Raw genomic sequence first — 13,471 nt, forward strand, 5'->3', positions numbered from 1 at the left:
AAAAATCTAACATAAAAAATCTTCCTTTGAGAAGACAGAAAAAGGGATGAAACAATATCACGATTTAGTAAAACACGTTTTAGAAAACGGGAACGAAAAAGGAGACAGAACAGGAACAGGAACTAAAAGTGTTTTTGGGCATCAAATGCGATTCGATTTAAGCGAAGGCTTCCCGATGGTTACTACAAAAAAACTGCATTTAAAATCTATAGTCTATGAATTGCTTTGGTTTTTAAAAGGTGATACAAATACTAAATACCTAACCGAAAACGGCGTTCGCATATGGAATGAATGGGCTGATGAGAATGGCGATTTAGGACCTGTTTATGGACACCAATGGCGTAATTGGAATAACGATGAGATCGATCAGATTAAAGAGGTAATACAGACTCTGAAAAACAATCCTAATAGTCGTAGAATGTTGGTTTCTGCTTGGAACCCTTCAGTACTTCCAGATACTTCAATATCTTTTGGAGAAAATGTAGCTAATGGCAAAGCAGCTTTACCGCCATGTCATGCATTTTTCCAATTTTATGTTGCGGATGGCAAACTATCTTGTCAGCTTTATCAGAGAAGTGCCGATATCTTTTTAGGCGTTCCTTTCAATATTGCTTCTTATGCTTTATTCACTATGATGATGGCTCAAGTATGTGGTTATGAAGCAGGAGAATTTATACACACCTTTGGAGATGCTCATATTTATAGCAATCATTATGAGCAATTAGAACTACAATTATCGAGAGATATTCGTCCGTTACCAAAAATGATATTAAATCCTGAAATAAAGGATATTTTCGATTTCGATTTCGATGATTTTACTTTGGTAGATTACAATCCTCACCCACATATTAAGGGTGTTGTAGCTGTATAAAAAAAGAGGCTGTCTGAAAAAGTAAGTTCGATGTCATATTGAGCTTGTCGAAATACTATTAACTTTCTGATAATCAATATCGGTTTCGACAGGCTCAACCTGACAAATGAAATTATAATGACTTTTTAGACAGCCTCTTTTTTTTAAAATTTCATTTATTGTTAAACTGTAACTACACCATTATCTGCTCCTGCAAAATCATTCCATGCATAAGAATCTGCTTCAGAATCGTTTACATAAGCACCATCAACGATGTACTTAAACTCATATGAGTTGTCTTTGTCTAAATCGATAGTCCCTTTAAAGGTACCATTCTTTAATTTTTTAAGTGGTGCTTTTTTAGCGTTCCATTCGTTAAAACTTCCTACAACTGCAACTTTTTTAGCATCTTCTGCTTCAATAGAAAAAGTTACTTTACATATAGGTTTACTCTTTAAATACTGTTTTTTAATAGCCATAATAAAATGTGTTGTTTATGGTACAAATTTATTAAAGAATAAGTTAATAGTTAGCACTTTAGCCCAATTACACTAAAGAATTATCAATTTGTTAATATCTGTTCACATTAATTTAAAGTAGATAAAAAATTAAGATTAAAATTGAATAATTAATATCCTAAAAGTATCATTTTTTACTGATTTTCGAGGATTTTTAAACTAAATCGATTTCGCTATTTGACCCAATATTTTATTATAAATTAGCTAAAAAACTTTAACTTTACAGGCATTAAAACGAACCCATGTTTGGAAAAAAGAAACCCACCCCTACTATAGATAAAGACCAATTAGAGCTCATTGAATATGCTCAAAAACGTATTAAACAAAAAAAACGTTTGTACGTTCATTTTGTGGTGTTTTTAATTGGCGCCATCTTTTTAATAATAGCAAATACTGTTCTTGGCATTGGAAAAGACTTAAAATTTTTCGATATAAACTGGTTTGTATATGCAATCTTTTTGTGGTTATTCTTTTTTTTATACCACGCTTTCAATGTATTTATTACCCATAAATTTATGGGTAAAGCATGGGAGAAACAGCAACTAGAAAAATTAGTTGCTAAACAACATGAACGAATAGACAAACTAAAAGCAGGCTTTTTAAAAGAAGAAAAGTTAATCGCTCAAAGCGAGGTTTATAATGAATCCAACTCGAAAGATCAAAATTCCGAATCGAATAATTCTAAATCAGAACTAACCATTATTGTTGCTGCTGCAGAGAACAATGCCATTGGATTAGGAAACAAACTTATATGGCATTTAAGTGACGATTTAAAACGTTTTAAATCGCTAACAAATGGGCATCATATAATAATGGGGCGTAAAACATTTGAAAGTTTTCCAAAACCTTTACCAAATAGAACACACGTCGTTATTACAAGACAAAAAAACTATAAAGTTCCAGAAGGCGTTATTATTGTTCATAGTCTGGAAGATGCTATTAATGCTGTAAAAACAGATTCACAACCATTTATAATAGGCGGCGGACAAATCTATAAACAAGCAATGGATCTTGTAGATAAAATAGAGCTCACAAGAGTCCATGAAGATTTTGAAGCAGATACATTCTTTCCTAAAATAGATGCATCTGTTTGGAAAGAAACCTCTAATGTCTTTCATAAAAAAGATGAAAACCATGAGCATGAATTTTCGTTTTTGACTTATGAAAGGAAATAACCTATCTATTGCTTTTGTCAGAAAAATTATCTAACTTCGTTTAACATACAATACGAAACGACTTCCTATCAAGTATTTAGCAACGGTTTAAAAAACAAATGAATGAAAAAGATTATCACAATTCTAATTTTATGTATTTCAACTTCTATCTGTTTTGGACAAATAGAAGTAACTATTGAGTATAATTCTGATAATTCAGTTTTGTTAAATGGAATACCAATCAACAATACAACTATGTATAGTGAAATCGTTAAAATACTTGGAGAACCTGTTATATATAAAGAATATCCTACGGGTAAGACGAACTATCATTATGAAGAATTAGGTCTAATTTTACATACTGTTAACGGTAATTTACTAACAATCGGCGTGAACTTTAATTGGGACGGAGACAAGAATTTCCCTGAAACAATATTTAAAGGAACTCTTAAAATTGGAACAACGTCTATAAATCAAGAGTCGAAATCCACTGTTGTAGACGAAATGAAAGGTTTTGAAATAAAATGTATAATGCCAGAAATGTGTATGAACAATCCTAAAACAGTAAAAAACCCAATCTTACTTGGGTTTAAAAACGATTTAATCAGTCAAATAAGTATTGAATTTCATTAGTGATAAAAAAAAAGTTAACAACAATGACTTGAAGCAATAAGTAAAAGTTAATAACTGAAGCCTAATCAAAATTAATATTTTTTAAAAAATAGGATTATATATTTGACTATTTAAATTAGGCGCGAAAAATTAGTGATTATATTATAGACAGCTAGTACATTGACAGAACGTAATTATTCATATAGACCTTAAAATAGTTAAGATAGATAGTCAATTTATTGGGATTTATTAATTAGATGAGAATAATAATTTGCAAATTGTTGACTTAATACAAATCAAGTTCTTTTCCATTTAAATGTATCTAATGGAGAAAAAGGGATTATTTATTTTAAGGAAAAATAAAGGCATTTATAATGAATGTATGTAATCCATTTGCTATTTTGAGATTTCATTGAATAAAAATGAAATTACCATAAAATAAATTAATAATGAAAAGGATTGTAGATTAGGAGAAAAATTTTACGCTAATCGAGTTTATGTTATTAAAAGAAAACAGAAAAGTATATAATAAAAATGAAGTTCAAACAATATGACATTAAATTAAATAAAAAATTATTCGAAATAGAAAAAGATGGATTAAGAGTAATCTCCAAAACAATAAGTAGTCATTCAGAAGATTTTTTTGAATTTGAGTCTATAGGTAATATTATTACTATAGAAAAGCGCAGACTATTAATTCCTCTTTTCATCTCAATCATGTTTATTGGGATGTCAACCTTATTGTTCATTGGTCAACTTAACGGTGGAAACTATGGCAAAGGAGCAATAGCGTTTTATTATTTTATAGGTTTTTTATTTCTTAGTGTCTTTTTCTTTTTTGGAAAAAATTATCTTTATTTAAGTCAAAAAAACAGGAGTACTCATATCCAATTTTTGAATAACAACCCTAGTAATAAAAAACTCCGAGCATTTATTGAAGAACTTCAAATAATTAAAAAATCTAGACTAATTGAAAAATATGGCGTTTACGATGAAGACAAAACGTACAATGAACATAGAAACCAATTAAAGTGGTTATTGGATAATGAAATAATATCCAAAGAAGAATATCGAATACACTTAGAGCAAGTCGAACGAAATTTTTATCCTGAAGAAGAAGGAGAAACCGAACCAATAGGCTATAAGCAAAATGACTAATACTTGCACAATATAAAATTTTGATTTTTAGCTTAATCTATGAGGGTTACTTAGTTTTTTATATATGATTTTCTTTCAGAAAATCCTCACTCACAAACTCGTAAATTTTCAAGATAAACAAAACCTTTAAACGTCACTCTGAATATTCCACACCTATCCTATTTCAAATTTCCCTAATTTTACCAAATGGTAAAAGAAATACAACTTCGTATTACCCTTAAAGAAGAAGGAATTAGTAATATTTTAATATTAAAATCTGCAATTAAATTAGATATTGACAAAAAAGATATTACGGGTATAAAAGTACTACGAAAATCTATTGATGCGCGAAAACCCAAAATAATATTCAACTATAAAGTTGCGGTCTTTATTAAAGAAGCTTTACCAAAAAACTCAGAATACAAATTCGACTATACAGATGTTTCCAAAGCAAAACCCATTCATATTATTGGTTTTGGACCTGCAGGCATGTATGCCGCTTTACGTTGTATAGAACTAGGTTTTAAGCCTATAGTTTTAGAGCGCGGTAAAAATGTACAAGACCGTAGGCGCGATTTAAAAGCCATTAATCAAGATCATTTTGTAAATGAAGATTCCAACTACTGTTTTGGTGAAGGTGGGGCAGGCACTTATAGCGATGGCAAACTATATACCAGAAGTTTAAAACGAGGTGATGTTAGGCGTATTTTTGAAAATCTAGTTTATCATGGTGCCACAGATCAAATATTGATTGATGCACATCCTCATATTGGAACAAACAAGCTTCCCAAGGTAGTTAAGAATATTCGTGAAACCATACTTAAATATGGTGGCGAAATTCATTTTGAAACACGCGTAACCGATTTCATAATAAAAGATAGAAAAATTAAAGCTATAGAACTCCAAAACGGTGAAGAATTAACTACAGAAAAAGTTATTTTAGCAACAGGGCATTCAGCTAGAGACATTTTTTATCTACTTGAAAAAAAGCAAATTGCATTAGAAGCAAAATCCTTTGCTATGGGTGTACGCGTTGAGCATCCACAACATATTATTGATTCTATTCAATACCATTGTTCTGGCACACGTAATGAATTGCTTCCAGCAGCTTCTTATGGTTTGGTTGAACAAGTTAAAGACAGAGGGGTTTATTCATTTTGTATGTGCCCAGGTGGTTTTATAGTTCCAGCGGCTACAGCCAATGGCGAAGTGGTTGTAAACGGCATGTCGCCTTCTAAACGAAATAATTTATATGCTAATTCTGGGATTGTAGTTGAAATTAATGTCGACACCGACATACCCAAATATGAAAAATTTGGCCCATTGAAGGGCTTGGAATATCAAAAAAACCTAGAACGTTTAGCTTTCACTTCGGGCGGTAGAAGTCAAGTAGCACCCGCACAGCGATTAACAGATTTTGTTGAGGGTAGACTATCTAACAATTTGAATGATACATCTTACCAACCAGGATTAAAATCGGCTCCTTTGCATTCTCTATTACCTAAATTTATTGGTGGTAGATTGCGGAAAGGCTTTGAAGCTTTTAGAAGAAAAATGACAGGCTATTATACCGAAGAAGCAAATATTGTTGGTGTGGAATCTAGAACCTCATCACCAGTTTCCATACCAAGAAATAATCAATTACAACATCCACAAATCTCTAACCTCTTTCCCTGCGGGGAAGGTGGTGGTTATGCAGGAGGCATCGTTTCTGCGGCTATGGATGGCGAACGATGTGCAGAAGCAGCTACCAATAGCCTATAGTTGCAATTTTATTCCTATTTTTGCCACACTAAAACTAACTTTATGAACGCATATATTTTTCCTGGTCAAGGTGCTCAATTCTCAGGAATGGGCTTAGACTTATATGAAAACTCACCTTTAGCTCAAGATTTATTTGAGCAAGCGAATGAAATTTTAGGTTTCAACATTACAGATACGATGTTTGAGGGCTCCGCTGAAGACTTGAAAGAAACCAAAGTAACACAGCCAGCAATATTTTTACACTCAGTAATTTTAGCAAAAACGCTAGGAGATAGTTTTAAACCAGACATGGTTGCAGGACACTCGCTAGGTGAATTTTCGGCTTTAGTAGCAAATGGTGCTTTAACTTTTGAAGATGGCTTAAAATTAGTGTCTCAGCGCGCATTAGCTATGCAAAAAGCTTGCGAATTGCAACCAAGCACTATGGCTGCCGTTTTGGGTTTAGGTGATGGTGTTGTTGAAAAAATATGTGCCATGACAGAAGGTGTTGTAGTTGCTGCTAATTATAACTGTCCGGGGCAACTTGTAATTTCTGGCGAGATTGACGCAATAAACAGAGCTTGTGAAGCTTTAAAAGAAGAAGGCGCACGTCGTGCATTAGTACTGCCAGTTGGAGGTGCATTTCATTCACCTTTAATGGAACCAGCACGTGAGGAATTAGCTGCAGCTATTGAAAATACAATATTTAGCACACCTAACTGTCCCATTTATCAGAATGTAGCTGCTAATGCGGTTATTGATGAAGCTGCCATTAAAGCAAATTTAATTTCTCAATTAACGGCTCCAGTTCGTTGGACACAGTCGGTGCAACAAATGATTGCAGATGGTGCTACACTATTTACAGAAGTAGGTCCAGGTAAAGTTTTACAGGGTCTGGTTAAAAAGATTAATAGAGCATCTGAAACTGTTTCTGCAACACTAGAATCTAACAGCTAAATGAAGTTATCAAAACGTACTCTCTACATTTTATTAGTTATTATTTTAACTATTACTGCCGACCAAATTTCAAAAGTAATAGTACGAGCTAAGGTTGTTGCTGGTAGTCAAACAGAAATACTTGGCAAGTTCCTATCATTGCACAACGTAGAAAACGAAGGTGCTTTCCTTGGCATGGGTAGCGAACTAAATGATTCACTCAGAATCATTTTATTACTCATTCTACCTATAATTGTTCTTGGTTTTGTTCTGCGCTATATTTTAAAAGACAAAAAAATAGACAAATGGTCTTTATTTGCTTTTTCTATGATTATTGGCGGTGGTATTGCCAATGTTTTTGATAGAGTGGTATTCGGTTCTGTAACAGACTTTCTTTATATCAAATTAACCGATTTATTGCGAACAGGTATTTTCAATATTGCCGATTTAGCAGTTACCACTGGAATGATTATTTTGGTGGTTTTTAGTTTTAGGAAGAAGAAAATTGTTGAATAAAAAAATCTCCAAGAATTAAAATTCTTGGAGATTTAAAATTATCATTATAAAAAACAGTAAAAATTATTGTTTAGTCCAAACTTGTGTTGCTGCCATAAAGCCGCTTTCTACCTCAACACTCCAAGTACCATCTTCATTTACAACGCCACTAAAATCGTACGAATCACCACAACAATCTGAAGCTGAGCCACCTAAAGCTCCACAGACATCAGTAATATCACCACTTGAAGTATCCCCACATATATTAAACGCAGCACAAAACAAACCATCAAATGCTCCCCCAGAATAATCTGATAAAGTATATACACCTCCTCCGTTATCGGTAACAGTGACCGTATATTCATAATTTGTTATTGGAGGCACTCCACAACATCCAACACCGTTACTTGATACCAAATAAGTTCCACCAATATCAGAAGGACATGAAACAGGATAGTTTACAGCTATAGCTACTAATTTAGAATTACTAAGTGTTGTTCCAGTATTATCTGTACCTGTAAGATCTGTTCCATTAATATCAGTGGTACCAGCTTCGTTTAATAAGCTCAACACACGCCCATCTGCCATAGTAAACCTAGCAGATATTCTTAAAACATCACCAAGTTTAATATCTGCTGTACTATTTAATTCCGTAAAAGCTGCTACGATATCATTCGTTGTTATGGTATAATCTTGGGGCAAATTTACATCACTATCTAAAGTAGTGGTATATGTTGGTCCACCCAATACAACATATGCTGCTACAACGTCTGCAGAAGCGATTTCCCCTTGGGCTAATTCTACTCTAAAAGATATACTTAAAACTTCTCCGCTTTCAAGCTTAAGAAGATCTATAATTCCACTAGAGCCAGGAGCTTTAGTCATATTAGGAGCTGCACCAGCTTCTGCCTCAATTGCAGAGGTTCCTCCATCGTTATCACAAGAATAACTACCAACTGTGATTATAATTGTCAATAATAAAATCTTTATTTTTTTCATGTTTTCTTTTTTTAATTGTTGTCCCAAAACACTCTATAATTAGCAAGCGTTTTTTGCTCTGGAGCGTTTTGATTAATATTTAATTCATTTTCCGGCCAAAAGAATGTTCGGTTATAAGGATTATTTAAGGTTGTATCAGAATCAAGTAAAGGAAAAGCATCCCCATTATCTAATTGATATTCATTGGGACTATTTGGATCAGGAAAAACAGGATATCCTGTCCTTCTATAATCATTATGCTGATCCAACTGATCTCCATAAGTTGCTACCCATTTTTGAGTCATAATAATTTCTAACTGTTTTTCTGAGTTTGCAGATGTAAATTCAACTCCTACATTTGCAATAAAATCTGTTACTGGCATCGTTCCTGCTAAAACTGGGACTGCCTGGGTTGTTCCAGTTCCTGCAACAACCTGATCTACTTTTGCAAAACTTGCTGTCATAGCTTCAGTTAACTTTGCTGCAACATCACCCGTTATTAAACCTACCTGCATAAGCTCTGCTTGAATGTATAAGAATTCATCATAAGTTAAAATTCGTCTTGGAGCAACTCCTGTACCACTTGCAACACTTTTCGCAAATCCTTGACCATCATCAAACCTTCCTCCACAAGGGAATATTCCAGGAAACGTAGCATCATTTGCCACTGCACCATCTCGCCATGGACCAACACTGGCAAAACGGATTGTAAAGAACCCTGTTGATGCATCCCAATAATCGGCTCTTGGATCTCCAGATACAGGATCAGATTGATCTCTAGGAAATTGCCCAGGCTGTAATTGATTTGCCCAATAATATGGAATTCGTGGATCTGGATTACCTGTATGAATATTAGGGTTCATTCCCATTAAAATTTCATAAAACCAAGGACTTACATAATTATCTACTTGAGCACCTCCATAGGCTCCTTGAAATAGTTGGTTACGTTCATCAGTTGGTGCTGTGGTAGCAGTATGTGTAAATTGAAAGTCATCATTTATAGATGAAAAGAAATTATTTTCTGTAACTAATGCGTTTAAATCAGAAGTATTAAACAATGGTGAAGACGATAATCGTATTTGATTGTATAGTTTTAACTTAAAAGTATTAGCGAATTTTATCCATTGAGACGCATCACCTTTATAAAAAAAGTCATCTGCTCCTGGGAGAGCTCCAACTGTATTTGGATTATTTAAATTCACTTTAGCTTCATCAATTAAATCTAAAATCGCTTGATATATAGATTCCGAATTGTCAAAAACAGGACCAACCGTACCTTCCTTTAGCAAAGTAGCTTCTGAAAAAGGTACATCTCCCCATAAATCTACAGCTACAGACATCATATAAGCTTTAAGTAATTGTCCTATACCTTGATAAACGGTTGCTTCGTCTGTTTCTGCTTGTGAAATTAAACTTTGTAAATCTGTTAAAGATAAATAAATGTTATTCCAATCGTTATTTAATGGAATGTTGTTTGCTTTGGTACCATATTGATCCTGTTCACTTCGTGATACTCCTTGGTGTGTATATGTTCCAAGCACTTCACCACTAAAAAGATTATAATCTCCAATAAGTGCCGTGGTAATTTGTAAACCAGGCAGTAATTGATTAAGTGGGGCAACCGTTGGATTGTCCGTATCTGTATCTACATCTAAATAGTTTTCGCATCCAAAAAGGACACCAACTATTAATAAAATTGACAATATATACTGTCTTTTTAACTTTATATTTTTCATCTTTCTTTTTTTAAAATGTTAAGTTAACTTTAAACCCATAACGCTTGGAAGTTGGAGCTGAAGAGTTTTCAATCCCTTGAATTCTACCATTACCAAAGGAGGTAACTTCAGGATCATAATTTGTATATCTTGGAACATTTGGTGCGAAATACCATAAATTATTACCAACAACACTTAAAGAAATCTTACCGAATGGTGTTTTTTCTAACCATTTTGTAGGTACATCGTATGCTAAACTTATTTCTCTTAAGCGATAAACCGTGCCATCGAACACAGTACCTTGATCTGTTGAGTTAATACCCCATGTATTACTAGGTCCTCCTCCAGTGAAATACAAATCATTGGTATCAAGTTGTGTAGTATTTGTAATTCTATTACCACTTGCATCTAAGGTATAGTTTCCATTTACATCGCCATAAAATCCTGGAATAATATGTGTACGCTCTCTATCTTCTGTATCTTTAGTCACTCCTCTACCTAGCAGAGATCCAATGCTTATAGATTGTATATCTCCACCTTCTCTCCAGTCAACTTGAGCTCTTAAAGTCCAGTTTTTATAAGCAAATGTATTTATAAACCCTATTTTAAAATCTGGTGTAGGATCTCCAATAATATCACTCGTTGGATCTTGAAATATCCATCCCGTAGATTGATCAATAATATAATTTCCCTCAGAATCTCTTAGATGTTTAGACCCAAAAAACACTCCGAATGGCTGGCCTTTAATAGCATAGGCTACTTGATTTCCATCTAATCTTATTCTTTCAAGACCTTCAACCAATTCTGTGACCTCATTTGTATTCTTTGTAAAGGTTGTGAAAGAAGTCCATTTAAAGTTTTCGGTTTGAAAAGGGACTAATGTTAACCCAATTTCAACACCTGTATTGGTCATTTCACCAATATTAGTATTAAATGTTGTAAACCCACTTGACGAAGGCACAGAAACTGGTGAAATTAAATCCCTCGTGGTTTTTTTATACCACGAAAAATCGACAGCAATACGTCTATTAAAAAATTCTAAATCTGCTCCAATCTCAATTTCATCGGTAAATTCTGGTGTAATTTCTTGATCACCCAAGGCAGTTCTATTTCCAACAGTAGGGATACTAGTAAAAGTAGAACCTAATGCAAATGTTGTACTTAAAAACTCTGCACCCGCATCATTTCCTACAGAAGCCCAACCACCACGAAGTTTAGCAAAAGTAAGAATTTCACTATCTAATTTTAATGCTTCGGTTGCAATTAATGATATACTAACTGATGGATAAAAATAAGAATTATTATTTTTCGGTAAAGAAGAAGACCAATCGTTTCTACCAGTTCCATTTAAAAATAGAAAATCCTTATAAGACAAAGTGATATCTCCAAACACCCCTATGTTACGCTTTTTCAAAAAGCCTACACTAGTAGGAAGGTATAAACTATTTAAATTTGAAACTGTTATTGTATTGGCTAAAGAATATATTCCAGGAGAAATAAACGTAGTTCCTAAATTTACATCGCGTTCAAAAGTATTTTGAAAGCTATTTAATCCTGTAATAGCAGATAAGCTTAAATCCTCCGTTAAACTATAATCAAAATTCAATAATAAGGTCGATTCAAGGTCCACATTAGTAGCACTATCAGTAGTAATTGTCCCTCCAGTTAAAGCAGAAGCAATTGAAGCTGGATGCCTTATTTCTTCTCTATCTATATTATACTTATTATAACCCACTCTAAATGAAGCTGAAATATGATCATCAATAGGAACATTAACATTTAAATTTGTTACTATTCTTTCAGAATTTGAAACAATCTGATCATTTTTCAAAGACCAAAGTGGATGATCCCAACCGGTATTAGGAATTACAGACCCTCCAGTAGTTGGATTTGTAAATGGTATTGATAAATCCCATGTTCTTCCTAACCAGAAAGTTCTGGCTAATGCCGAAGAAGATCCTGCAAATTGTTGGTTTCCAAAAAAACCTCCTACCTGTTTTGTGTCAGAATAACTCATTGATCCTCCTACCGTAATGTTATTTGGTAATTTGAAATTACCTCCAGCTGAAAATGACGTTCTATCATAGGTATTAAATGGTATATAGCCTTCTTGAGCCAAATCTGACAATGTTACACTAAAACTACCATTTTCATTATTTGAAGAAGCGGTTACAGAATTATCTAAAACAACCCCTGTTTTTAGTAAGTCTTCAACATTATTAGGTTGTGCAACATAAGGAAGTGTAGAAATTAATCCAGGTCCTGTACCATAAACATCTGGGAAAGCCGTAACCCAAGAATTCCAAACAGGTATAGTTGCCAAGGTATCAAACGCTGGCCCCCATGAACCATTAGAACCAGCATTAAAGCTAAACTGTGTTCCTTGTCCATATTTATTTTGATAATCAGGTAAATTAGCTATTTCTTCAAAATAAACACCACTATTAACCGATACACTCAATTTGTTATTAGCATTTGTTTTATTTGCTGGCGAACCAGATTTTGTAGTAATAACTATTACACCATTTGTTGCTCTAGAACCATATAATGCAGCCGCAGCTGTACTTTTTAAGACAGTTACCGACTCGATACTATTAGGGTCCAAACTAGATATCCCAGACTCATAACCTCCGCCTCCTGTTGTTTGACTAGAAGTTAATAATTGGGTATTATCATAAGCCACTCCATCTACAATAAATAATGGTTGACTTGAGCCACCAATAGTAGTTTGACCTCGAATATTAATTCTGTTAGAAGCTCCTGCAACGCCGTTTGAAAAATTAACATCTACCCCAGCTACTTTACCTGTTAATGATCTTAATAAATCTGGCTCAGAATTTTCAACAACATCTTCAGATTCAACATTACTTACTGAATATCCCAAAGATTTTGGATTTCTTTTAATACCAAAAGCTGTAACAACAACTTCATCTAAAGAGGTTGCATCCTGTACTAGCACTAAATTAATGGTATTAATATTAGCAATAACAACCTCTTGAGTTGTATATCCAACAAAGCTATATACAAGGACTGCTCCTTGACTTGCACTTATTGAATAATTACCATCGAAATCTGATGACGTACCTGACGAGGTACCTTTAACTAAGACAGTCGCTCCAGGAAGCGGTAAACCAGAATCATCTGAAATCGTACCTGAGATTGTCTTTTCTTGTGCAAAAGATAATTGCACGACAAACACTAGTAATAGCGTTAGTAATCCACTAAACTTTTTTTTCATTTTATGTTATTTTTTGAGTTAGTCAATGCAGATTGTAGAAAGGAAGGCAGCAAAGAAATTTTTTAAAAGACTAATTCAAAAAAACTATACTTCAC

Annotated in this window: 11 protein-coding genes; 7 read left to right on the forward strand and 4 right to left on the reverse strand. The window is 33.6% G+C overall.

Annotated features, from left to right (window positions below; genetic code table 11):
• The first annotated feature begins 46 nt into the window (after positions 1-46).
• Positions 47-871, forward strand: a complete 825-nt coding sequence (locus Q0739_RS04445; protein ID WP_298237502.1) for a thymidylate synthase — start codon at positions 47-49, stop codon at positions 869-871.
• Positions 872-1,032: 161 nt separating this feature from the next.
• Here Q0739_RS04445 and Q0739_RS04450 read toward each other — a convergent pair whose 3' ends face one another.
• Positions 1,033-1,329: an isoamylase early set domain-containing protein gene (locus tag Q0739_RS04450; protein WP_298237503.1), complete on the reverse strand. Its 297-nt coding sequence runs from the start codon at positions 1,327-1,329 to the stop codon at positions 1,033-1,035.
• A gap of 281 nt (positions 1,330-1,610) precedes the next feature.
• Here Q0739_RS04450 and Q0739_RS04455 point away from each other — a divergent pair, with 281 nt between their 5' ends.
• From Q0739_RS04455 to lspA, 6 genes are all read left to right on the forward strand, one after another.
• Complete coding sequence (locus tag Q0739_RS04455; protein WP_298237504.1) at positions 1,611-2,543, forward strand: dihydrofolate reductase; 933 nt, start codon at positions 1,611-1,613, stop codon at positions 2,541-2,543.
• A gap of 102 nt (positions 2,544-2,645) precedes the next feature.
• Complete coding sequence (locus Q0739_RS04460; protein WP_298237505.1) at positions 2,646-3,155, forward strand: hypothetical protein; 510 nt, start codon at positions 2,646-2,648, stop codon at positions 3,153-3,155.
• Between the two features lie 513 nt (positions 3,156-3,668).
• A complete protein-coding gene (locus Q0739_RS04465; RefSeq protein ID WP_298237506.1) occupies positions 3,669-4,292 on the forward strand; it encodes a hypothetical protein in 624 nt (207 codons plus the stop codon).
• 186 nt (positions 4,293-4,478) lie between these two features.
• Positions 4,479-6,035 (forward strand): FAD-dependent protein, encoded by a 1,557-nt coding sequence (locus Q0739_RS04470; RefSeq protein WP_298237507.1) that lies wholly within the window; start codon positions 4,479-4,481, stop codon positions 6,033-6,035.
• 42 nt (positions 6,036-6,077) lie between these two features.
• Entirely contained in the window at positions 6,078-6,971 is an 894-nt protein-coding gene (gene fabD / locus Q0739_RS04475; RefSeq protein WP_298237508.1) for an ACP S-malonyltransferase, read from the forward strand.
• Positions 6,972-7,466 carry a signal peptidase II gene (gene lspA, locus Q0739_RS04480; RefSeq protein ID WP_298237509.1) on the forward strand — a complete coding sequence of 165 codons (495 nt, stop codon included), beginning with the start codon at positions 6,972-6,974 and terminating at the stop codon, positions 7,464-7,466.
• 63 nt (positions 7,467-7,529) lie between these two features.
• On the opposite strand, the gene Q0739_RS04485 is transcribed toward lspA, so the two are convergent.
• Genes Q0739_RS04485 through Q0739_RS04495 form a run of 3 tightly spaced genes read right to left on the reverse strand, consistent with a single transcriptional unit; the run spans position 7,530 to position 13,376 of the window.
• The gene (locus Q0739_RS04485) at positions 7,530-8,444 is read right to left on the reverse strand and encodes a hypothetical protein (RefSeq protein ID WP_298237510.1); all 915 of its coding nucleotides are present in this window, start codon (positions 8,442-8,444) and stop codon (positions 7,530-7,532) included.
• Positions 8,445-8,455: 11 nt separating this feature from the next.
• Positions 8,456-10,159 (reverse strand): SusD/RagB family nutrient-binding outer membrane lipoprotein, encoded by a 1,704-nt coding sequence (locus Q0739_RS04490; protein ID WP_298237511.1) that lies wholly within the window; start codon positions 10,157-10,159, stop codon positions 8,456-8,458.
• Between the two features lie 10 nt (positions 10,160-10,169).
• Positions 10,170-13,376 carry a SusC/RagA family TonB-linked outer membrane protein gene (locus Q0739_RS04495; RefSeq protein ID WP_298237512.1) on the reverse strand — a complete coding sequence of 1,069 codons (3,207 nt, stop codon included), beginning with the start codon at positions 13,374-13,376 and terminating at the stop codon, positions 10,170-10,172.
• Positions 13,377-13,471 lie beyond the last annotated feature (95 nt).

This window comes from uncultured Algibacter sp. (assembly GCF_947487605.1).
GTDB lineage: Bacteria > Bacteroidota > Bacteroidia > Flavobacteriales > Flavobacteriaceae > Algibacter_D.